The organism is Pseudomonas sp. R4-39-08 (assembly GCF_003852275.1).
Taxonomy (GTDB): domain Bacteria; phylum Pseudomonadota; class Gammaproteobacteria; order Pseudomonadales; family Pseudomonadaceae; genus Aquipseudomonas.
The window spans coordinates 1,979,871-2,002,614 of record NZ_CP027733.1 but is presented as its reverse complement, the minus strand read 5'-3'; the positions used below and the strand labels follow the sequence as shown (position 1 = coordinate 2,002,614).

The window sequence follows — 22,744 nt, the reverse complement described above, 5'->3', positions numbered from 1 at the left end:
GGAAATTCCCCTGGGGCCCTGCCAGCACGCCCACCGCCTTATGTCCATGACATCCATCCCCGGGCACGTCAACGCTCGTAGGTTCACTTGAGGATAAAGACGCGTCTACTGTCAGAAATTACAGTTGCATTGGTCCGTGACCCTTTCAAATGCACAGCGGCGTGCTGAACTTCCATCACCGCGCATCAGTCAGCACAAAAGACTCTCATTAAACAGCGGGTGGGCGATGCAGATTTCCTTGCAGCAACAAGTGGCCCTGATCACCGGTGCCAGCTCCGGCATCGGCGCGGGCGCCGCCAAGGCGTTGGCCGAAGCCGGCGCGGCCGTCGTACTTAACTACAACTCCCAGGCGGCACCGGCCGAAGCCCTCGCCGCGCAGATCAACGCCAACGGCGGCCGGGCGATTGCCATCGGTGGCGATGTATCGAAAGAAGCCGACGTCGAACGCCTGTTCGCCCAGACCCTCGATGCCTTCGGCCACCTGGATATCCTCGTGGCCAACTCCGGGCTGCAAAAAGACGCCAACCTGGTCGACATGAGCCTCGACGACTGGAACACCGTGATCGGCGTCAACCTCACCGGCCAATTTCTCTGCGCACGCGCCGCCGTGCGTATTTTCAACCGGCAAGGCGTGCGCGCTGGCGTGTCCCGCGCGGCCGGCAAGATCATTCATATGAGCTCGGTGCACCAATTGATTCCCTGGGCCGGGCATGCGAATTACGCAGCGTCCAAGGGCGGCGTGGAGATGCTGATGCGCACCCTCGCCCAGGAAGTCAGCGAGCAGCGCATTCGGATCAACGGGATTGCGCCGGGCGCGATTCGCACGGCAATCAACCGTGCGGCCACCGAAGGCGCGGCGCAAAAAGAGCTGCTCAAGTTGATTCCCTACGGCCGGGTCGGCGATGTGGAGGACGTAGCGAACGCGGTGGTGTGGCTGGCCAGCGACGCGTCCGATTATGTGGTCGGCAGCACGCTGTTCATCGATGGGGGCATGAGCCTTTATCCGGAGTTTCGTGGCAATGGTTGATTTGAAGAACGAGCCACAAAGCCCCATCGATGCGCACGGCATCATTGGCGACATGCGCAGCGCGGCGTTGGTGAATGACCAGGGCAGCATCGATTTTTTCTGCTGGCCGGAATTCGACAGCCCGTCGATTTTCTGTGCGTTGCTCGACACACCCGACGCCGGCACCTTCCAGCTCACCCCGGACCTGCCCAATGCGCGCCGCGAGCAGATTTACCTGCCCGACACCAATGTGTTGCAGACCCGTTGGCTGAGCGATGCGGCGGTGGTGGAAGTCACCGATTTGCTGGCCGTCAGTGAAGAGGTCGACGACCTGCCGCTCTTGATCCGCCGCGTGCGGGTGGTCAGCGGCACAGCCACATTCCACCTGCGCTGCGCCGTGCGCCATGACTATGCCCGCGCCCACACGCACGCCACAGCCTGCGATACCGGCGTAGTGTTCAGCGCTGACGGCCAGCCTGGCCTGCGCCTGGCCGGCAGCCACGCGCTGACGCTGGACAAGAATGTGGCGGTGGCCCGCTTCAGCCTGGCCCAGGACGAAAGCGCCGAATTCGTCCTCGGCGGCCAGGACGATCCACGCGTGACGAACGCCTGCACCGACCTCTACCTGCAACGCACCCTGAAGTTCTGGCGCGGCTGGATCAGCCAATCGAACTACCGTGGGCGCTGGCGTGAAATGGTCAACCGCTCGGCCTTGACGCTGAAGCTGCTGACCTCGCGCAAACAGGGCGCAATCATCGCCGCCGCTACCTTCGGCCTGCCGGAAAGCCCTGGCGGCGAGCGCAACTGGGACTACCGCTACACCTGGATCCGCGACGCCTCCTTTACCGTCTACGCCTTCATGCGCCTGGGGTTCATCGAGGAAGCCAATGCCTATATGCGCTGGCTCAGAGGCCGGGTCAGCGACTGCTGCGGCCAAACCACCAAGATCAACATCCTGTACGGCATTGATGGCCGCCAGGAACTGCCGGAAACCACACTGGACCACTTGCGTGGTCATGGTGGAGCCCAGCCGGTGCGCGTGGGCAATGAAGCGTTCGACCAGATCCAGCTGGATATCTACGGCGAACTGATGGACGCGGTGTACCTGGTCAATAAATACGGCGAAGCGATTTCCCACCAAGGTTGGAAACACACCGTGGAAGTGGTCGACCAGGTCTGCGAAATCTGGAACCGGAAAGACGTCGGCATCTGGGAAATGCGCGGCGAGCAGCATCACTTCCTGCACTCGCGCCTGATGTGCTGGGTGGCCCTGGACCGTGCGATCCGCCTGGCCTCCAAGCGTTCACTACCGGCGCCGTTCGCGCGTTGGGACCAGACGCGCCAGGCCATCTATGCAGATATCTGGAGCAACTTCTGGAACGAGGAACGTGGACATTTCGTGCAGCACATCGGCAGCACCGCCCTTGACGGCTCGATGCTGTTGATGCCGCTGGTGCGCTTCGTTGCCGCGACTGATCCACGCTGGCTGTCGACACTGGAGGCGATCGAGAAAAGCCTGGTACGCGACGGCATGGTCTACCGTTACCGCAACGACGACAGCCAGATCGACGGGCTGCAAGGCACCGAAGGCGCGTTTACCGCGTGTTCGTTCTGGTACGTCGAATGCCTGGCCCGCGCCGGGCAAGTGGAAAAGGCTCATCTGGAATTCGAACAGTTGCTGCGCTACGCCAACCCGCTGGGGTTGTACGCCGAAGAGTTCGACAGCCAGGCCCGGCACCTGGGCAACACCCCCCAGGCCTTGAGCCATTTGGCGCTGATCAGTGCGGCGACGTTTCTGGACCGTAAGCTCAGTGGAGAGAAAACCGTATGGCAACCCTGAGGCCACCTGCCCCGCTGCTGTATGTGCGCACGTCCATGCTCGATGTGGCTTACGAAACCCACGGCCCTGTCCATGGCGAGCCCGTCATCCTGCTGCATGGCTTTCCCTACGACCCGCGCAGCTACGACGAAATCGCGCCAGTACTGGCGCAGCGTGGCTACCGGGTGCTGGTGCCGTACCTGCGCGGCTATGGGCCTACGCGTTTTATCAACGATCAAGTCATGCGTTCCGGTCAGCAGGCAGCGCTGGCCAAGGACTTGCTGGACTTCATGGATGCGCTGGCCATTCCCTGCGCCACGCTCGCCGGTTATGACTGGGGTGGGCGCGCCGCGTGTATCGTCGCGGCGCTGTGGCCAGAGCGGGTGCGCGGGTTGGTGAGCGCAGACGGCTACAACATTCAGGACATCGCCAAGTCTCCCAAGCCACGGGCGCCTGCCACAGAGCATCGGTTGTGGTACCAGTATTACTTTCACACCCAGCGCGGCGTGGACGGCCTGACCGCCAACCGCCGCGAACTGTGCCAGCTGTTGTGGGCGTTGTGGTCACCGTCGTGGGCGCGCGGGCCGAGCCTGTATGGGCACACCGCGCCATCGTTCGATAACCCGGATTTCGTCGCGGTGGTGATCCACTCCTACCGCCACCGCTTCGGGTATGCGCCGGGGGACCCTGGGCTGGAATTCATCGAGCAGGCATTGGCGCTGCAACCACCGATTTCGGTGCCGAGCATTTCCCTGTGCGGTGCCGATGACGGCGTGGGGCCGCCCCCGGAAGAGGACGACGATGTCGGGCATTTCAGCGGTTTTTATCGACGCCAGGTGTTGCCCGGCGTAGGCCACAATATTCCCCAGGAAGCGCCCGAGACCACCCTGGCGGCGCTGCTGGAGTTGCTACACCGGTGAAAACCGCTCGCGATAGGCCTGAGGCGTTACCGACAAGGCCCGCAGGAAACTGCGCCGCAAGGTCTCTTCACAGCCAAACCCGCAGTGCACGGCGATGCGTTTGATCGCAATGCTGCTGTCCGCCAATTGCCGTCGTGCGCTTTCGACCCGAATCAGCTCCACGGCCCGCGCCGGGGTCTGGCCGGTTTCGGCTCGGTAGTGGCGCACAAAGCTGCGCTCGCTCATGCCAGCCTGGGCGGCCAGGGTGGAAATACTCAGGTCCAACGTCAGGTTGTCGGCGATCCAGGCGTGTAACTCGGCAAAGCGGCTGTCGCTTTTTTGCAAGGACAAGGTCACGCTGAATTGAGATTGCCCGCCGGGACGCTTGAGAAACACCACCAATTGGCGCGCTACGTCCAGGGCGACGGCGCGGCCCAGGTCCTCCTCCACCAAGGCCAGGCACAGGTCGATACCGGCAGTCACGCCGGCCGAGGTCCACAGCGTGCCTTGCTGGATAAAGATCGGATTGGCCTCCACCGTCAGCGCCGGAAACTTGCGCGCCAGTTCCTCACAGCGCGTCCAGTGCGTAGCCACGCGGCATCCGTCGAGCAGGCCACTGGCGGCCAGCAGAAAAGCACCGGTGCAGACCGAGGCCATGCGCCGAGTGTGCCGGGATTTCTCGCGTACCCAGTGCACCAGCGCCGGGTCTTCGGCGGCACCGTAGACGCCCCAGCCACCGGCGATCACCAAGGTGTCACACGGCTGATCGACGGCGGGCAGCGGCTCGGCCACCAGCGCCAGGCCTGCCGAGGTCATCACCGGTTTGGCCTGGTCAGCGACCACATTCACCGCATAGGGCGCGGGCAAACTGCGCTGGCGAGCCAGGTCGTTGGCCGAGGCGAACACCTGCAGAGGCCCGGTGACATCGAGCACCTGGGCATTATCAAAAGCGAGCACATGAATGAGTCGGGGCATGATTGGCGTGATTTGTGGGCTCAATGGCGTATGCGCCAAAGCCTAGGCCTCTACAGTGAAGCCGTCCACCCCCTTGATTGGAGTTTCATTCATGACCTTGCACATCGGCTTCCTGCTATTTCCCGGCATCCAGCAACTGGACCTTACCGGCCCCTATGACGTGCTCGGTTCGCTGCCGGACGTGAAACTGCACCTGGTCTGGCAAGACCTGGCGCCGATCACCTCCAGCACCGGGCTGGTGTTCACGCCGACCATCACCTATGCCGACTGCCCGAAGCTGGACGTTCTTTGCGTGCCCGGCGGTGCCGGTGTCGGCGCGCTCATGGAGGATCCCTCCACGCTGGACTTCCTCAAGGCCCAGGCGCAAACCGTGCGCTACATGACCTCAGTGTGTACCGGTTCGCTGGTGCTGGGCGCGGCGGGTTTGCTGCGCGGTCGTAAAGCCACCACGCACTGGGCCTATCACGACTTGCTCGCGCCATTGGGCGCCATCCCGGTACAGGCGCGCGTGGTACGTGACGGCAACCTGTTTACCGGGGGTGGAATTACGGCGGGGATCGACTTTGCGCTGACCCTGGCGGCGGAGCTGTACAGCGAAGCGGCGGCGCAATTGGTGCAACTGCAAATCGAATATGCGCCGGCCCCGCCGTTCGACGCGGGCCGCCCGGATACGGCGCCCAGGCACGTGCTGGAGGAAGCCAACAAACGCACGGCAGAATCGCGCAGGGTGCGTGGGGAGATTGTTGCGCGGGCGGCGGCACGCCTGGGTTGAATGGATTGTTCCCACGCTCTGCGTGGGAACGCCTCCTGGGACGCTCCGCGTCCCGCCAACTGCCATCTTCCTGACCCCCCGCCAAAAAAACCTTTTCCTGCCAAACAGGAAAATTCTGACATTTGTTCCTACACTCCAAATCACACCCAGATGCCCAAGTGCCAGTACTACGACCGTCATAAAAATGGCACACAAAACTCTAATTAACGTGTCTATAATGCAAACTTCGCAGAATGGTCAAGTTATTGACTGTGCCGTAAAAAGGAACTCCTTTAGCCACTAGCTCCGCAAAACTTCCTTCATTTGGATGGTTTCACTTGGATGAATGGGTGCGTTTTATCCAGATGTGGCCCGTTGACTGCTCCGTTGAACAGCTGCGGCGCAAACTTGGTGTGCAATGAGGGATGGTTGTATGCGCGAGAAATCATCAGTGGTCAGTTTGTTTCTGACCCGGGCCGGCTTCGTTGAGTTTTTTGTTGTTTTTGTCAAGTTGGTGCATGGCTTGACCGCCATTTTGCCGCCGCTGGTCCTGGCGATTTTCCTCGACCCGATGGACGCCGAGATGCGCTCGCATTTCCTGGGGCTGCTGCTGTTTTTTGCAGTGTTGACGGTTATTTTGTTCCAGGCCCTGGGCATTTATTCCGAAGATCTGTTCAGCAACCGCTTGCGCCTGCGCGCCAATATCGTGGCCTGGTCGTCGGCGTTCTGCATCCTGCTATTCATGTACCAGATCCTGCAGGTGTTTCCGCAATTGAACCCGCGCAACCTGGTGGTGTGGTACTTCGCCAGCCTCGGGCTGTTCTGCCTGGAGCGCCTGGTGATGCTGCGCCTGTACCGCAACCTGATGCGCAAGGGCAAGTTCCTGCAACGCACGGTGATCCTGGGCTTTACCGACACCGCCGTGCATGTCGCCGACCACCTGCAGCGCAACGGCGATATCCGCTCCGGCCTGATCGGTTTTATCGACGACCGCACCGAACGCATTCCCAAGGAACTGAGCAACCTGCCGCTGCTGGGCAATACCCGCGACCTGGAAAAGCTGATCCGCGCCGAGCAGGTCAACCAAGTGATGATCTGCCTGCCGTGGGCCGCCGAGCAGCGTATCCACGGGCTGGTCAATCGCCTGCGGCAGATGTCGGTGAACGTGATGCTGGTGCCGGACATGGCCGCCCTGCGCTACGGCCACAGCCGCATCACCGATGTGGGCGGCATCCTGATGTTCAACACCTCGCAGTTACCGCTGCGTGGCTGGTCGCCCTTTATCAAGCGCTGCGAAGACCTGCTGCTGGCGAGCATCACCCTGGTGGTGCTGTCGCCGGTGATGCTGTTGACGGCGATCGCGATCAAGCTCGATTCCAAGGGCCCGGTGCTGTTTCGCCAGAACCGCTATGGCTATAACGATAATGAAATCCGCGTGTTCAAGTTCCGTTCGATGTTCACCGACCAGAGCGATTTCACCGCCGAACGCCAGACCACCCGCCAGGATCCGCGCATCACCCGAGTCGGGCGCATCATCCGCAAAACCAGCATCGACGAGCTGCCGCAGTTGTTCAACGTCCTGCAGGGCAACATGTCCATGGTCGGCCCCCGGCCCCACGCCACCGCCACCAAGGCGGCGGGCATTCCTTTCGAAGTGGCGGTCAGCGAATACAGCTCACGGCACCGGGTCAAGCCAGGCATCACCGGGTGGGCGCAAATCAACGGCTACCGGGGCGAAACCGACACCCTGTTCAAAATCCAGAAACGCGTCGAGTACGACCTGGAGTACATCTCCAAATGGTCGGTGTGGTTTGACTTGTACATCGTTTTCATGACGGTCCCGGCCGTCCTTTCCACCAAGGAAGTCTATTGATGAATACCCTCAACGGATTAATTCCCTGCATCATTTCCGGTGGTTCGGGCACGCGCTTGTGGCCGGTGTCCCGGCAGAACATGCCCAAGCCGTTCATGCGCATGCGCGACGGCCAGAGCCTGCTGCAGAAAACCTTCCAGCGCGCCGCCCGCCTGCCCGGCGTGGAGAGCGTGCTCACGGTGACCAACCGTGACCTGTTGTTTCGCACCCTGGATGACTACCGTGGGGTCAACAAGGCCCACCTGCCCTTGGACCTGCTGCTCGAGCCCTTCGGGCGCAACACCGCAGCGGCGATCGCCGTGGCAGCGCTGCATGTGCAGGAACATTTCGGTGGCGACGCGCAACTGCTGGTGATGCCCGCCGACCATTTGGTGCTCAACGAGACCGCATTCGCCGACGCCGTGGCCCAGGCCCGCGAGCTGGCCGACGCCGGTTACCTGGTGACCTTCGGCATTCAACCCGACCACCCGGAGACCGGTTTCGGCTATATCGAAAAAGGCGAAGCGCTGAGCCAGGGCAACCTTGTCAAACGCTTTGTCGAAAAACCCGACCTGGCCACTGCCCAAGCCTACCTCGACGGCGGCAAACACCTGTGGAATGCCGGCATGTTCTGCTTCAAGGCCAGCACCCTGGTGGATGAACTGAACACCCACGCGCCCGACGTGCTGATCGCTGCGCGTGCCGCCCTTGAGCACAGCCAGCACCTGCAAAACAAAACCTCGCGCCAGCGCGAACTGGACAGTGGCGCCTTCGGCAGCGCGCCGGACATTTCCATTGACGTGGCGCTGATGGAAAAGTCCACGCAAGTGGCCGTGGTGCCGTGCGACATCGGCTGGAGCGATATCGGTTCCTGGGAGGCCCTGCGCCAGCTTACCCCCAGCGATGCCCAGGGCAACCAGGTCAATGGCGAAGCGATTTTGCATGACGTGCACAACTGCTACATCGACTCGCCCAAGCGCGTGCTCGGTGCGGTCGGCGTGCGTGACCTGATCATCGTCGACACCCCCGATGCCCTGCTGATCGCCGACGCCCACCGCAGCCAGGACGTGCGCTACATCGTGGCCGAGCTCAAGCGCCAGAACCACCCGGCCTTCAGCCTGCACCGCACCGTCACCCGGCCGTGGGGCACCTACACCGTGCTGGAGGAAAGCACCCGCTTCAAGATCAAGCGCATTGTGGTCAAGCCCCAGGCGTCGTTGTCGCTGCAAATGCACCATCACCGCAGCGAACACTGGGTGGTGGTCAGCGGCGCGGCGCAGATCACCAATGGCGAGCGCGAATTTCTGATCAACGCCAACGAATCCACCTACATCCCGGCCGGGCACAAACACCGCCTGACCAACCCCGGCATCATCGACCTGGTGATGATCGAGGTGCAGAGCGGCGAGTACCTGGGCGAAGACGACATCGTGCGCTTCGATGACATCTATGGGCGTGCGCCTGCCGAAGTGAAGCCGTGACATGCGCACCTCGCTGATCATCCCGACCCGTAACGCCGCAAGCCACCTGGCGCGGCTGCTGCCCGCGCTGAAAATGCAAACCCTGCAACCGGACGAGATGCTGGTGGTCGACAGTGCGTCCAGCGATGACACCGTGGCGCGCTTTCGCGAATACGGCGCGCGGGTCGAGGTGATCGACGCCCGCGACTTCAACCACGGCGGCACGCGGCGTTGGGCCAGCGAACAGGTAAGCGGCGATGCCCTGATCGTCATGACCCAGGACGCCATTCCCGCCGCGCCCGAGACCTTCGCCAACCTGCTCGCTGAATTGCAGCAAGACCCGCTCAACGGCGTGGCCTATGGTCGCCAGCTGCCGCACCCCGACGCCGGTGTGCTGGGCGCGCAGTCGCGCCACTTCAATTACCCGGCCCACAGCCGCAGCAAGCGCCTGGCCGATGCGCCGCAGCTGGGGATCAAGACCTGTTTCAGCTCCGACTCGTTTTCCGTTTACCGACGCAGCGCCCTGCAAGCCGTAGGTGGTTTCCCCGCCGATGTCATCGGTAGCGAAGACGCCTACGTCGCGGCGCGCATGCTGATCGAAGGCTACACCGTGCGCTACGCCGCCTCTGCGCAGGTGTACCACTCCCACGATTACCGACTCATGGATGAGTTTCACCGCTACTTCGACATTGGCGTGTTCTACGGTCGCGAACCCTGGATACGCCAGGCCTTTGGCGATGCCGGCGGTGAAGGTAAACGCTATGTACTGGCTGAACTCGCGGCATTGCGCGCAGCCGGTGCATGGCACCGCGTACCCGAAGTACTGGTGCGCAGCGCGTTCAAGTTGCTCGGCTATCGGCTGGGCCAGCAGGAACGCCGGCTACCCCTCGCCCTCAAGCGGCGCATCAGCATGTTCCCCGGTTATTGGAGGTGAGCATCATGACCTACAGGAAGTCCTATTTGATGAAACGAACCCTGCTCGTCCTGGCCATGATGGCCCTGGCCGCCTGCAATACCCCCGCGCGCATCGTCGCGCCTGACGGCAAGACCGTCGAGGACGGCAAGCGCGCCCTCGACCAACTGGCCCAACTGCCGCCGGCGGTGGAACGCATCCGCATCGGCGATCAGTTGCGCATCGTGCGCGATGCCGGGGAAATGCCGACCCTGTCGGCGTTCAACGTCAGCACCATCTATGAGCTGACGCTGTACACGGTGCAAACCGACGGCAAGATCAACTACCCGTTCCTGGGCCCGATCCAGGTGGCCCGGCGCACCCCGTCCGAGGTGGCGAACGAGCTGAGCAGCAAGCTTGCGCCGGTGTATCGCGAGCCACGGGTGACGGTGAACATCAACCAGGCGCCGGGCAATTCGATCATCGTCGGCGGCGCGGTCAACAACCCGACCACGGTGCCGATCGCCTCGGCCAACACCCTGGAGCAAGCCATTGTCGGCGCCGGCGGGGTCAACCCGGCAGGCAATGCCAGCATGGTTGCGCTGCTGCGCGAAGATACCCAAGGCGTCTATCGCGCCTACTTCCTGGACTTCAGCCAATACCTTAAGACCGGGCCCAACGGGCGCAAACAAGTGCCCCTGCAACGCGGTGATGTGGTGTTCGTGCCCAAATCCAATGTGGGCGAGCGCATCCAGGGCGTGGATACCTACCTGAACCAGTTGATCCCATTCACCAAGTCGATCGGGGTTGGCTACAACTACACCCGAACCAGCGGCGGCAGTAACTAAAGGAGCGACATCCCATGATCGAGATCCGTTCTTTTCGCGATCTTCTGCGCCTGTTCTTCATCTTCCGGCATGAGTTCAAGCTGGCGGCCATCGCGGCGCTGGTGATCATTTTGCTGGGGGCCTTCCTGCTGCCCGCCAAGTTCGAATCCACCGCGCGCCTGCTGGTCAAGCCGGGGCGTGATTCGACACTGCCGATCGAAATCAGCAACCGCCAGGCGCTGGTCATGCCCAGCACCCAGCGCGACCCGATTGTCGACGAGGAGCGCCTGCTGACCGGCCGCCCGATCGTGCGTGCGGTGGCCGAGCATTACCTGGAAGTCATCGACAAAATGCCGCCGCCGGAAGGTGTCTGGAAGCGCACCAAGTACTACGTCAAAAACGCTATCGGCGCCGTGTTCGACGGCGTGCGCGTGGTGCTGGAAACCGTGGGCGTGATTGAACAGACCACGCCGGTGGAACGCCTCGCCGCGAGCCTGGAGAAGAACTTCGAAGTCAGCCATGCGGCCGGGTCCACGGTGATGGACATCAGCTTCAAGTGGAGCGACCCCGAGATCGCCCAGGCGGTGGTCAAGAGTTGGGTCGAAACCTACATCAACGAACGCACCCAGGCCCTGGGGCGCAAGAGCCTGTATGCCTTCTATGAAGGCCAGGTGTCCAACAGCGCCACCGAGATCAAGAGCTACAAGCAGCAGATCCTGACCCACTTGAACCAGATCGGCGCGGCGAGCATTACCGATCGCCTGGAAGATTTGTCCGAGCGCATCAACGTGCTGCGCGGCGAAACCTTCAACACCACGCGTTTGATCGCCTCGTCGGACAGCGCCCTCGAGAGCACACGCACCCAGCTCAAGACCCAGCCCAAGGAAGTGACCACGGTTCGCCAGATTGCGCTGAACCCGCAGCAGCAGGATTTGCGTCGCTTGCTTAACCAGAAGCTGCTGGAAAAAGCCGACATGATGCGCACCTACACCGATAACGCGCCGCCGGTCAAAGCCCTGGATGCGTCGATTCGGGCGATGCAGGCCCAGGTTGCCGGTGAAAGCAACACCGTACAAAGCTCGGAAAACCGCGCGCCGAATACCCTGGAAATCCACTTGCAGCGCGTGCTGCTCGATGAGTCCAGCAACAACCTGGCGTTGCGCACCCAACTGGTGCAGCAGCAAAAGCAACTGGTCAATCTCGAAGCGCAACGCAAGGAAGCCCTGGAGATTGAACCGGAGCTGGCGCGCCTGTCCCGCGAGCTGGGTGCCACCGAGCGTAACTACGCGCTGTACGTGGACAACCTGGAAAAATCGCGCATCGACCGTGAACTGGACAACAGCCAGATCAGCAACATCGCGGTGATCGAGGAAGCGACCCTGAACCCAGGTCGCATCTTCCCCAAAACCCTGCTGATGCTGTTGCTGGCGATCCCGTTTGCCATCGTCGTCGGCCTGCTGGTGATTTACCTGTGCTACCTGCTTGACCAGCGCATTCACGATGGCGGCCTGGTGGAACGCAAATTCGGCCTGCCGCTGTGGACTACCCTGCCGGAGCTGGACACCAGCACCGCGCAAGGCACCAATGCGTTCAATGCGAGCATCTACCGGCTGTACGGTCTGCTGCAATTGGACCGCGTGGCCGAACGCGGCCTGACCCTCGGGCTGACCTCGGCGCGCCACGGTGAAGGGGTGACCTTCGTGGTGGAGCAACTGCGCCAACTGCTCCAGGAAAATGGCATTACCGTGCGCGTCGGCGGGGCGGCGCCCGCCGCACCGGGCGAAGTGGTGTTGCTGGACGCCTCGGCGCTGCTGGACAACCGCGATGCGTTCGTCAACCTGCGGCGCGCCGACCTGATCGCGCTGGTGGTGGAAGCGCAGAAGAGCACGGTGCCGGTGGTGGAGCACGCGTTGTCGATCCTCAACACGGCGTTCGGCAAAGTCGATGGCATCATCATCAACCGGCGTAAATTCGAAGTGCCGGCCAAGGTGCTGCACACCATCGGCAAATACCGGGGGGCGTTCTGATGCGCATCGCCCTGCTCGCGCCTTTGCCACCGGAAAAGAATGGGATCGCCGACTACGCGCACCATTTCAAGACGGCATTGGAGCAGCTGGGCGTGACGGTGGTGACACCGTTGAGCGGCGTGGAAGGCTCGAGCGCGGCGATCAAGCAGGCCGTCGCCGCGTTCGACTGGCGCAGCGTGGACCTGGTCCACGCCGAGCTGGGCGGCGGGCGCCTGGGGGAGTTTTTGGCGTTGCGCGCGTTGCGCAGCGCCTACCCGAACCTGCCGCTGACGGCCACCGTGCATGACCCCGAGCGCATCGTATGGCGGCGCGAGCACCTGCCCTTCCCGCTCAACCTGCTGCAGCGCCTGCCCAGCCCGTTGCCGCAGGCAGCGGTGGTGCTGGCAGACCCGTTGACCCTGCGCGAAGAACGCCATGTCGCCCGTGGCCTGACGAGGCTGATCACCCTCACCCGCCTGGGCGCCGACTGCCTCAGCCAGCGCATGCAATTGCCCGCCGGCAAAGTGGCGGTAATCAACCACGCCAACCTGGCGATTGCAGCCGTGGCGCTGCCGCCGCTGGACACCCTGCACCTGCTGTATTTCGGTTTTATCTACCGTGGCAAAGGCATTGAAGACCTGTTGCAGGCCCTGGCCGCCGTTTTCAAGCAAGCCCCCGAATTGCGTGACCGTGTGCGCCTGACCCTGGCCGGTGGCACTGCCGCCGAAATGGCGTTTGGCGCGGGCGGTAATTACCTGGAGCAGTTGAACCGCCAGATCGCCGACCTCGGCCTGGCAGGCTCCATCGATTGGCGGCTGAACCTGCCGGCCGACGAGATTGCACAGACGATCCAGGCCCATCATGTGATGGTGCTGCCCTATCGCGAATCGAAAAAACTCGGCCTGCTCGGCCGTCAGCGCGGCACCAGTGGCGCGCTGTCCTGGGCCGCCGCGTGCGGGCGCGGGGCGATTACCTCGGATGCCCGGGCGTTCGCCGAGGAAGTCGCCAGCGGTAACGGCGCGATCTACCCCGAAGGCGATGTGGCCGCGCTGGGCGAGCAATTGTTGCGCCTGGCCCGTACGCCCACATTGGCCCGGGACTGGGCCGAACGCGCCGGCGCAATCGGCCGCGAACGCTTGTGGCCGCTGACGGCGCAGCGCTTCAAGCAGCTCTTCGAACAGGCAATCACAGGGGCCCCGTATGGCGCGTAAACGGACCTACTTCGCCACCCTTGCGCTGGTCGCGGCCCTGGGCCTGGTCGCGTTTATCTGGGGGCGCCCGGCCGACGCCGAGAACCATGTGCTCAAAGGCAACAAGGTGGTGGTGTGGAAGGATTTCCTCGGGGTGAACGCGCAGTTCCTGTGGTTCAGCCCCGAGCGCTACCAGCTGCAGATCGACCGCCTCAAGGACCTGGGCCTGGAATGGGTGCGCCTGGATTTGCATTGGGACCGGCTGGAGCCAGCCGCCGACCGGTACCAGGTGGCGACCCTGGATGAGTTGGTGGCCAAGCTCAAGGACAACCAGCTCAAGTCGGTGTTTTACTTGGTCGGCTCGGCGCCGTTTATCACCACCGCGCCGGTGGGTGCGCCCTATCAGGACCAGTACCCGCCGCAGGACCCGAATGTATTTGCGATCCGCATGGCCCTGTTGGCCCAACGCTACCCCAGCGTCGATGCCTGGCAGGTGTGGAACGAGCCGAACCTGCTGGGCTTCTGGCGCCCGGCGGCGGACCCGGCCGGTTATGCCAGGCTGCTGCGCACCACCGCCGCCGCACTGCGCGCCGTCGCCCCGAACAAACCGGTGGTGGCCGCCGGCATGGCGTTTTTCAGCGAAATGCCCAACGGTCAGACCATGCTCGACGCCCTCGACGCCCTCGGTGTGCCCAAGCTGAACACCGTGATGTCCTACCACCCTTACACGCAACTGCCCGAGGGCAACGACCCGGCCAACCTCGACTTCGTGGCCAAGACCACCGCGCTCAACCAGAAGCTGCGCGCCAGCGGCGTGAAAACCCTGTGGAGCACCGAGTGGGGCTGGTCGAACTACGCCGGCCCCAAAGAAGCCCAGGACATCATCACCCAGCAGGGCCAGGCCGATTATGTGATACGCCGCCTGGCGCTGATGAGCGCGCTGGATTTCGACAAGATCTTCCTGTTTACCCTGAGCGACCTCGACCAGCGCGCCAGCGTGCGCGACCGTGCCTACGGCCTGCTCGATATCGACGCCAAGCCCAAGCCGGTCTACATCGCGTTGAAGAACTTCCTCGACGTCAGTGGCCCGCAGCTGACCCCCGCCGACCCGCCCACCGCCGACCAGTTGCCCGACGGCCTGTTCAGCATCGGCTGGACCCGCGCCGACGGGCGCAAACTGTGGTTTTTCTGGTCGGCCCGTGGCGGTAACGCGCACTTGCCCGGCCTCGCCAGCGCGACGCTGTATGACCCGTTGCGCGGCACACAGACACCGGTGAGCGGCACTAACGGGTTGACTGTCCCGGTCAAGTCGAACCTGCAAATTCTGTTATGGGATTGAAGCCCGCCATGCGCATTTTATGGATCCTGCCTTATTCGCCCTGGCCTGCCACCAGCGGCGGCAAGACGCGCCAGTTCCACCTTCTGCGCAGTCTGGCGGCGCGTGGGCACCGGATCACGTTGCTTTTGCATGACAAGCACCCGGTGTCGCTGAGCGATCGCCACGTGCTGGAAGGCTTTCTCGAGCAGTTGATCATCCTGCCGCGTCGGCCACTGCGCAGCCTGAAAACCCTGTTGGCCGGGCTGTTTGCACCTTACCCGCTGCTGGCCAGCGTGAATGGCCTGTCGGGGCAATTGGAGGACCGGTTCAACCAACTGCTCAACGAGCATTGGGACGTGGTGCAGATTGAGCACAGCTATACCTTCCAACCTTACGAAGATGCCCTGGCGCGCAAATCCCAACCCTTCGTGTTGACTGAACATAACGTTGAGTCGGCGCTCGGCGCGGCGACGTACGACCGTTTGCCGCGTTGGGCGCTGCCGTTCATTCGCTATGACCAATGGCGCTACACGCGCTGGGAGCGTCGCGTGATGCGCCAGGCCAGCCAAGTGGTGGCCGTCACCGACAGCGATGCGCAGGTGCTGGAAAAAATCGCCGGCAGACCGGTGCCGGTGGTGGTCAACGGCGTTGACTGCGATCACTTCGCCGGCGCCCGCCCTGACCCCTCGACCCGCCGCGTGCTGTTCCTCGGCAACTATGAATACGCCCCCAATGTGGATGCCATCGAATGGGCCCTGGATGAAATCCTGCCGAAAGTCTGGGAGCGCTGCCCCGACGCGCGCATGAGCGTGTGCGGCTTCGGCATGCCCGACGGTTGGCGCGAACGCTGGCCGGACTCGCGCATCGAGTGGCAGGGCTTTGTGCCAAACCTGTTGAATCTGCAATCGAGCTGTTCGGTGTTTCTGGCGCCGTTGCGCCATGGCGGCGGTTCCAAGCTCAAGGTGCTCGAAGCGTTGGCCGCCGGCCTGCCGCTGGCCAGTACCGAACAGGGCGTGTCGGGCCTGGACCTGGTCGAGGGCCTGGATTATCTGGGCGGGCAAACTGCCGCCGGCCTGGCTGACGCCGTGGTGCGCCTGCTGCACGCTCCCGAAGCCGCCGCGCCCATGGGTGAAGCCGGCCGCGCCTATGCGCGGCGAGCCCATGACTGGAGCGTTGCCGCCAGCCAACTGGAGCAGGTGTACGCCACCCTTTCGCCGCTCAATCAAAAGGAGCCCGCATGCGTGTAGGCCTGGATTACCGCACCGTCGGCACCTCACCGCAATCGGGCATCAGCCGCCAGGTGTATGCGCTGGAAAGCGCCCTGCGCAGCCTGCCGGACATCGAACTGGAGCGATTTACCGTCGCGCCCCTGGGCGATCAAACCCGGTTGCAGGCGCACTGCCCGGCCTGGGGCTGCGCGAAAACGGCGATGCACCAGCCACAGAATCGCCTGCGCTTCGAAGCCGGTTTTTTACCCCGCGCCCTGCGCGAACAGCACATCGATCTGTACATCAGCACCTTCAATATGGGCCTGCCGTTACCGCCCAAGCCTGAAGGGTTGCGCACCGTGGTGCTGCTGCACGACCTGTTTCAGATCACCCTGGACAACTACCACGCCAGCCGCCTGAAGGCGCTGGTGTACAAAACCACCGATCGCCTGTCGATTGCCTACGCGGTGCGCAGCGCCGACCGGGTGTGGACGCCCTCCCAGTACAGTGCCGACGAAACCGTGCGGTTATTTCCTCAGGCGGCGGGCAAGGTTCGCGTCCTGCCCAATCAGGTGGAGGGCTTCAATGAACCACCGGCGGACCTGTCCGCGCGCCAATTGCCCACAGGCTTCTGGCTGCTGGTCGGCACCCGTGAACTGCGCAAGAACGTGCCGTTCCTGGTGGATGCCTGGCAACGGGCGCGGCGCGACTCCCCCAGCGTGCCGGAACTGGTCCTGGTGGGCAGCCTTGAGCATTTGCCCGAAGCCCAGCGCCAACTGCCGGGGATTCATGCGTTGAGTGGCGTCTCCGACGCCGAATTGCAGGCGCTGTACCGCCAAGCGTCACGCGTGTGGCAACCGTCCTATGCGGAAGGTTTTGGTTTGCCGGTGATTGAAGCGCTGAGCGTCGGCACCCCGGTCGCCGTGGCCAGCGGCACCTCGCTGGACGAAATCACCCCGCCGTCGGCGCCGCGCTTTTCACCCACCGATGGCCCCGCGTTGGTCCAGTTGATGCTGAACCTGGGTGAGCGCGCCGATGAAGCCACGCCCGAACACCACCGCCGATGGGCCGACCGCTTTAACCAACACGCCTATCGCCGGCGCCTGGCCGAACTGATCGAGGAACTGAAATGAGACTCTCCCTGGCAAGCCTCGTCGCGATCCTCTTCGGCGTGCTGTTCGGTGTGGTCGCCCTGGCGCTGTCACCGGCCAAGGCGTTTCTCGCCGTGATCGGCCTGGCGGCAGCTGTGACCATCCTGCGCTTTCCCTTCTGGGGCTTGCTGCTGTTCGCCCTGGTCGCGACCTTCATGCCCTACTCCACGCTTAATCTGGGCATCCGCAGTACGGTGAGCGAAGCCATTCTTGCGCTGACCTGGGGCGCGGTGCTGTGGCACGGCTTTCTGTCGCGCCTGCCGGACGCGCCGCGCCTGGCGCTTCGCCCCACCGACCAGATGCTGCTGTGGCTAATGCTGTTCAGCGTGTTCCCGTTTATCGTCGGCCAGGTCAGCATCCACGCCGAAAGCAGCGGCGTGGCCAACTGGCTGCGTTGGTTGCTGAACCTCTCGGGAGTATTTCTCACGGCCAAGCTGCTGGTGGACTACAAACACCGCGAAAGCCTGGTGATCGCCCTGCTGCTGGGCACCCTGGCGATGCTGGTGATGTCGATTGCGGTGTTCGTGCGCACACGCTCCGGGGCGGGGATTGCGCCGATCCTGGCGCTGCTCAACTACGGCAACTTCGACACGTTGAAATTCGGCCTGGAAGCCATGTCGTCACGCATGGGCTCGCCGTGGATGCACCCGAATGCCATTGGCGGAATCATGGCGCTGCTGCTGCCGTTGGCGTTCTGCTACGGCATGACCGAACAAGGTTGGAAACGCGCACTGGGCCTGAGCGTAGCCTGCCTGGGCGCGGCGGCGTTGCTGTTGGCCAGCAGCCGCGGGGCGATGGTCAGCCTGGCGCTGGTGCTGATGTGGCTGGCCACGCGGCGCGTGCCTTACACCGGACGTCTACTGATGATCGGCGCGGCGTTGACCGTGGCGTTGGTGATGGCTTATCCGCCGCTGCAGGAACGCCTGGCGACCATTTTCTCCTCGAGCAACGCCAGTACCGAAGTGCGTTTCGACGAATACCGCATGTTCCCGCAGGCCGTGGCGGCGTACCCGTTCGGCATCGGTTTCAAGGTCGACCCGCCGGTACCGGGCACGCACTTGCTGGGGATCTCCAACCTGTGGCTGAACTTCATCTACAAGACCGGCGTCGTCGGCATGCTGTTGTTTATCGCAGTCACCGTGCGCTGGTGGCGTGAAGCCCGGCCGGAAAAGGGCCCGATCCGCCTGACCAAGGACAACGCGCTGTGGCTGGGCAGCACCGCCGGGATTCTGTCGGCGCTGGTCAGCGGTTTGTTTGACCACTACTTCAGCTTTGCCGTGGTGATGGTCGCGCTGTTCTGGCTGATGGTGGGGATTAACGTACTGGAGGCGCGGCGCTTGTTCCCGGCGCGCCTGCCCCAGGTCAAGGCGTTGGCGTTTCGCAAGCCGATGCTTGATGGCGCGCGGCCCTGATGCTGGGTTCTGCCGTATGGCTGACCGTGGCGACCCTGCTGGGCCTGTGCCTGGGGTTTGCGCGCGAGTGGTTGCTGGTGGCGGCCTGGGGCGCGGGGGAGCGCAGTGATGCGTTCCTGATCGCGCTGTTCTTGCCCGAGGCGCTGCGCATGTCGCTGGCCGGCGGTGTGTTGAGCGCCGCCGCGTTGCCGCTGTACCTGCAACGAAAGAACAGCGAACGCCTGGACTGGCTGGCCGTGTTGTTCCCGGCGTTGCTGTTGATTGCGCTGGTCACCAGTCTGCTGCTGATGCTATTGGCGCCGTGGCTGGTGCAACTGCTCGGCCCGGGGTTGGCGGCCAGCGCCACGGCCCTGGCCGGCAGCAATCTGCAGATCGTGGCGTGGTGCGTGCCGGGCCTGCTGCTGCATGCGCTGTTCAGTGTGCCCTTGCAGGCCAGCGAGCGCTTTGTGCTGGCGGGGTTGGGCTCGCTGCTGTTCAACCTGCCGCCGGTGGCGTACCTCGCCATGGCAGGCACCGCCAGCCAGCCGCATAGCCTCGCGCTGGCGTGCTTGGTCGGCAGTGGCTTGATGCCGTTGGCGCTGCTGCCGTCGCTCTGGCGCCTGGGCTGGCGGCCGTGGCGCGTGCAACTGTCCTTCGCGCCTTTGCGGGAGTTGGGCCAACGTATCGGCCCCTTGTTACTCAGCAATGGCGCCAGCCAGGGCCTGGCGTTGATCGAGCGCCTGGTGGCATCGCTGCTGGGGGAAGGCGCGGTGACCTGGGTCAACCTGGCGCGCAAGCTGATGAACCTGCCCTTGATTGCGCTGATGAGCCTCAATCAAGTGCTGCTGGGCATGATGAGCCGACGCCAGGGCGATGAACGCCTGGCCCTGCTCAAGCGCGGCCTGGAAACCGCCAGCGTGCTGACCTTGCCGGCCGGCGTCGGCCTGGTGGCGGCGGCGCCGAGCCTGGTCGCGCTGCTGCTGCCCGCACAATCGGCAGACTCGCCACTGCCGCTGTTGCTCGCCTGGTTTGCCGTGCCCCTGGTATTCGGTGCCTGGAACGCCCTGCTCGCGCGCTACGCCTACGCCGCCGGCGACACGCGCCAGCCGCTGCGCTGCGAACTGCTCGGCAGCCTGGTCAATGTGCTGCTGCTGGGCGTATTGCCGTTTGCGTTTGGCCTGGCCGGCATTCCACTGGCGGCGCTGGCGGGCGTGATCTGCACCGCGCTGCTGCTGATGCAGCGCCAGGCGTTGCTCGGCGCCCTGCCCTGGGCGCGGCAATGGCTGCTCAGTGCGGCGCTGTTGGGGCTGGCGGCGCTGGTGTTGTTTCGAATCGAAGACGTGTGGCTGCAAGTGGGGCTGAGCACCCTGGCAGGCGCCGTGGTGTTGCTGGGTATGGGGCTGTGGCTGACGCCGTGGCGCAAGGCGTGAATGATCGTTCGGGAAGACTCACATGAAGCATCGTTGGATTCAAATGGATATCGCCAAAGGCGTCGGTATTCTGATTATCGTGTACGGCCACAGTTGGTTTGTCGCCAACTCGCTGGATTTGCTGTACCCGATCCTGGCGTCGTTCGTGCTGCCGTTGTTCTTCTTTTTGTCCGGGGTGTTCTTCAAGCCCGAGCAGCCATTCGTGGAGATGGCGGTGCGCAAGGCCGATGGCCTGCTCAAGCCGTTCTTCTTCACCATGCTGGTGTATGTGATCGTGCGGGATGTGCTGCGCGGGCAACCGTTGCTGGGGGATATCGGCGGCGTGCTGTATGCCTCCGTGGACACCATCCCGTGGCAGGCGTTGTGGTTCTTGCCGCACTTCTGGGTGGCGATCCTGTTCAGTTGGTTGATGCTGCGGCTGATTCAGCGCCTGAAGCTGCCATTGCTGGCCGCTTGCCTGCTGATCGGCGCGCAACTGTTGCTCGGCATCTGGATGTTGAAATGGTTCTGGCAAGTGCCGGTCACCCTCGGCGAACAAACATGGGCGTTGCCCGGCCTGCCCTTCAGCCTCGACGTGACCCTGATCAGCAGTACCTATTTCATCTACGGCTATCTGCTGCGTGATTGGCTGCGCCGGCATGAAGGCTCGCTGCTGACCCTGCTGATTTCGCTGGTGCTGTTCGCCGCTGTGTTCCTCTACAGCCACGACACCATGGACCTGGCGCAGCGTCGCTACGACCACTGGTTGTGGACCAGCCTGCTGGCGGTGATCGGTGTGTACCTGTGCTGGGCGCTGGCGCGGGTGTTGATGGTGTCGCCCCTGCTGACGCGGGCGATGACCTACATCGGCCAATCCACCTTGATCCTGTTGATCTTCCACGGCGAGATCCAGCACAAGACCTTCGACCTGATGGAGCGCCTGGGTTTGCATCCGTTCATGGCCGCGTGCGTGGGTTTCGTGGTGGCGGTGGTGGTGCCGTTGCTGATCGGGGAAGTGATCAAGCGGGTGGCATTCCTGCGGTTTTTCTACTTTCCGTTTCCAGTGCGTAAAGCGCCAAAATCTTAAAGACGCCGCTGGCTGATGTAGGAGCGAGCTTGCTCGCGAAAAACACCCAGGCACCGCGCTCATTCTGGATAAACGTGGTGGCCCTGAGTTCTTCGCGAGCAAGCTCGCTCCTACAGGGCTATGAATTTCAATCGTCGAGGGGTTGTGGCGCCGGCTTGCTGCCGGGTTTGACCGGTTTGGCGCCCTTGGCCGGTGCAGGTGCAACGGGCGCAGGTTCCGGCGCCGCCGCCGCTTCTTTCTCGGCCATCGGCATCTGGTCGATGGCACTGAAGAACTCTTTGAGATCAAGGCTATCGGGCGGCACGGTCTTCTCGAGTTTCTTCTCGCCATCCTTGCCGATCAGGATCACCTTGGTGCCGCTGCCGACACCGAGCTTGAGCGCGCGGATCAGTGCATTGGTTTCAGGCGGGGTGAGCTTTTTACTGTCCTTGGGATCCTTGGCGAACTTCTCGCCCTCGGCGCCGATGCTGCCGAACTTCACGGTGTAGAACACCATGCTGCGCTCTTCGAAGGACTGCTTGATGGCAGGCTCTTCCAGTTGTTTCCTGAGCGTGGCCAACGTCGGGTTACCCGCATCGAGTTCCACCACCACCAGAGGGCGGGTTTTGCCCATCTCCAGCTTGAGCGGATTATCATCAGCAGCCAACAACGGCCCCGTAAAAGCCATCAAGGTAGCCAGGGTCAGCGACCGGATGAGCATGCGCACCTCCTTTGAATTCCATGCAGGGTTCTTGAGTTTCATGTCTGCGACAGTCAAATTCAAGGATGATTCCTACGCCACATTGAGAAGCGTAGGTCAGGATGCCCGCGCCGCAAGGGATTGGCGGGCGGCGGGGCATTGTTTCTTCTGATTACGAGACCTGCCACTGCGGCCAATGCCGGGCGAACACGGGCGCCACGACAGGGTCGGCATCCACGCGCTCCAGGGCGTCGGCAAAGCCCGGCGCCAGGCTGCGGAGCACCTCGCGGCCTTCGTCCCAGCGCGACACCGCCGCCGCCATGATGCCCAGTGCATTGGGTACGTTGTCGGGCGTAAACAGCTGGTCGGCAAACTGATCGGCGAACACCACCCAGGCCTGATGCAGATAACGCCGCGTGCCGGTGGTCAGTTGCGTTTGCAGGCTTTCACCGGCGTCGCCCAGCCAGCGTTGCGGATAGTCGATGATGCCGATGGCCGAATAGCAATTGGCCGCGATGTACAGCAGGCCGCGCAGGATCTGCGCGCGGTTGCCGGCCAGCAGGTTCGCGTCGGGAAACTCCAGGCCCAGGTGGATCAGGATGGCGGCGCTTTCGGTCAGCACCTGGCCATCGGGGGTGACCAGGGTGGGGATCTGTTTGAGCGGGTTGATGCGCGCGAGGGCTTCGCTGCCCTCGCCTTCATGCCAGGAGCTGGCATCCACGCGATGCCACGGCACGCCACAGCGCTGCAGGGCGATCTCGATCATGCAGGAGCCGGATTCGTCGGTGCCATAGAGTGTGTACATGGGCGTTCCTCCTAAGCTT

The 22,744-nt window shown here is 63.3% G+C and carries 19 protein-coding genes; 16 read left to right on the top strand and 3 right to left on the bottom strand.

What is annotated here, in order from left to right; genetic code table 11:
- The first annotated feature begins 226 nt into the window (after positions 1 to 226).
- Genes C4J88_RS09225 through C4J88_RS09215 form a run of 3 tightly spaced genes read left to right on the top strand, consistent with a single transcriptional unit; the run spans position 227 to position 3,745 of the window.
- Positions 227 to 1,027 carry a glucose 1-dehydrogenase gene (locus C4J88_RS09225; RefSeq protein WP_124406800.1) on the top strand — a complete coding sequence of 267 codons (801 nt, stop codon included), beginning with the start codon at positions 227 to 229 and terminating at the stop codon, positions 1,025 to 1,027.
- A complete protein-coding gene (locus C4J88_RS09220; RefSeq protein WP_124406799.1) occupies positions 1,020 to 2,846 on the top strand; it encodes a glycoside hydrolase family 15 protein in 1,827 nt (608 codons plus the stop codon). The genes C4J88_RS09225 and C4J88_RS09220 overlap by 8 nt, the downstream gene beginning before the upstream one ends.
- On the top strand, positions 2,834 to 3,745 hold the full coding sequence (locus C4J88_RS09215) for an alpha/beta fold hydrolase (protein WP_124406798.1): 912 nt from the start codon (positions 2,834 to 2,836) through the stop codon (positions 3,743 to 3,745). The genes C4J88_RS09220 and C4J88_RS09215 overlap by 13 nt, the downstream gene beginning before the upstream one ends.
- Here C4J88_RS09215 and C4J88_RS09210 read toward each other — a convergent pair.
- Positions 3,734 to 4,699, bottom strand: coding sequence for a GlxA family transcriptional regulator (locus tag C4J88_RS09210; protein ID WP_124406797.1), 966 nt, complete (start codon positions 4,697 to 4,699; stop codon positions 3,734 to 3,736). The two genes, C4J88_RS09215 and C4J88_RS09210, sit on opposite strands and share 12 nt — an antisense overlap.
- A 91-nt stretch (positions 4,700 to 4,790) precedes the next feature.
- On the opposite strand from C4J88_RS09210, the gene C4J88_RS09205 reads away from it, so the two are divergent.
- From C4J88_RS09205 to C4J88_RS09145, 13 genes are all read left to right on the top strand, one after another.
- Positions 4,791 to 5,471 carry a DJ-1/PfpI family protein gene (locus C4J88_RS09205; RefSeq protein WP_124406796.1) on the top strand — a complete coding sequence of 227 codons (681 nt, stop codon included), beginning with the start codon at positions 4,791 to 4,793 and terminating at the stop codon, positions 5,469 to 5,471.
- A 412-nt stretch (positions 5,472 to 5,883) separates the two neighbouring features.
- Positions 5,884 to 7,323 (top strand): undecaprenyl-phosphate glucose phosphotransferase, encoded by a 1,440-nt coding sequence (locus C4J88_RS09200; protein ID WP_124406795.1) that lies wholly within the window; start codon positions 5,884 to 5,886, stop codon positions 7,321 to 7,323.
- The gene (locus tag C4J88_RS09195; RefSeq protein WP_124406794.1) at positions 7,323 to 8,783 is read left to right on the top strand and encodes a mannose-1-phosphate guanylyltransferase/mannose-6-phosphate isomerase; all 1,461 of its coding nucleotides are present in this window, start codon (positions 7,323 to 7,325) and stop codon (positions 8,781 to 8,783) included. Before C4J88_RS09200 ends, C4J88_RS09195 begins: the two co-directional genes overlap by 1 nt.
- A 1-nt stretch (position 8,784) precedes the next feature.
- Positions 8,785 to 9,696, top strand: a complete 912-nt coding sequence (locus tag C4J88_RS09190) for a glycosyltransferase family 2 protein (protein WP_124366516.1) — start codon at positions 8,785 to 8,787, stop codon at positions 9,694 to 9,696.
- 29 nt (positions 9,697 to 9,725) lie between these two features.
- Positions 9,726 to 10,502: a polysaccharide biosynthesis/export family protein gene (locus tag C4J88_RS09185; RefSeq protein ID WP_124362084.1), complete on the top strand. Its 777-nt coding sequence runs from the start codon at positions 9,726 to 9,728 to the stop codon at positions 10,500 to 10,502.
- Positions 10,503 to 10,516: 14 nt separating this feature from the next.
- A complete protein-coding gene (locus tag C4J88_RS09180; protein WP_124406793.1) occupies positions 10,517 to 12,508 on the top strand; it encodes an exopolysaccharide transport family protein in 1,992 nt (663 codons plus the stop codon).
- The gene (locus C4J88_RS09175; RefSeq protein ID WP_124406792.1) at positions 12,508 to 13,698 is read left to right on the top strand and encodes a glycosyltransferase; all 1,191 of its coding nucleotides are present in this window, start codon (positions 12,508 to 12,510) and stop codon (positions 13,696 to 13,698) included. Before C4J88_RS09180 ends, C4J88_RS09175 begins: the two co-directional genes overlap by 1 nt.
- A complete protein-coding gene (locus C4J88_RS09170; protein WP_124406791.1) occupies positions 13,688 to 15,016 on the top strand; it encodes a cellulase family glycosylhydrolase in 1,329 nt (442 codons plus the stop codon). Before C4J88_RS09175 ends, C4J88_RS09170 begins: the two co-directional genes overlap by 11 nt.
- Positions 15,017 to 15,024: 8 nt before the next feature.
- Positions 15,025 to 16,242 (top strand): glycosyltransferase family 4 protein, encoded by a 1,218-nt coding sequence (locus tag C4J88_RS09165; protein ID WP_124406790.1) that lies wholly within the window; start codon positions 15,025 to 15,027, stop codon positions 16,240 to 16,242.
- Positions 16,233 to 17,336 carry a glycosyltransferase family 1 protein gene (locus C4J88_RS09160; protein ID WP_124406789.1) on the top strand — a complete coding sequence of 368 codons (1,104 nt, stop codon included), beginning with the start codon at positions 16,233 to 16,235 and terminating at the stop codon, positions 17,334 to 17,336. Before C4J88_RS09165 ends, C4J88_RS09160 begins: the two co-directional genes overlap by 10 nt.
- Positions 17,333 to 18,766, top strand: coding sequence for an O-antigen ligase (locus tag C4J88_RS09155; protein WP_124406788.1), 1,434 nt, complete (start codon positions 17,333 to 17,335; stop codon positions 18,764 to 18,766). The genes C4J88_RS09160 and C4J88_RS09155 overlap by 4 nt, the downstream gene beginning before the upstream one ends.
- Entirely contained in the window at positions 18,766 to 20,175 is a 1,410-nt protein-coding gene (locus tag C4J88_RS09150; protein WP_124406787.1) for a lipid II flippase MurJ, read from the top strand. The genes C4J88_RS09155 and C4J88_RS09150 overlap by 1 nt, the downstream gene beginning before the upstream one ends.
- 22 nt (positions 20,176 to 20,197) lie before the next feature.
- Positions 20,198 to 21,241 (top strand): acyltransferase family protein, encoded by a 1,044-nt coding sequence (locus C4J88_RS09145; RefSeq protein WP_124406786.1) that lies wholly within the window; start codon positions 20,198 to 20,200, stop codon positions 21,239 to 21,241.
- A 127-nt stretch (positions 21,242 to 21,368) separates the two neighbouring features.
- Here C4J88_RS09145 and C4J88_RS09140 read toward each other — a convergent pair whose 3' ends face one another.
- Positions 21,369 to 21,941, bottom strand: a complete 573-nt coding sequence (locus C4J88_RS09140; RefSeq protein ID WP_124406785.1) for a DUF4174 domain-containing protein — start codon at positions 21,939 to 21,941, stop codon at positions 21,369 to 21,371.
- Between the two features lie 151 nt (positions 21,942 to 22,092).
- Positions 22,093 to 22,725, bottom strand: a complete 633-nt coding sequence (locus C4J88_RS09135) for a glutathione S-transferase N-terminal domain-containing protein (RefSeq protein WP_124406784.1) — start codon at positions 22,723 to 22,725, stop codon at positions 22,093 to 22,095.
- Between the last annotated feature and the right edge of the window lie 19 nt (positions 22,726 to 22,744).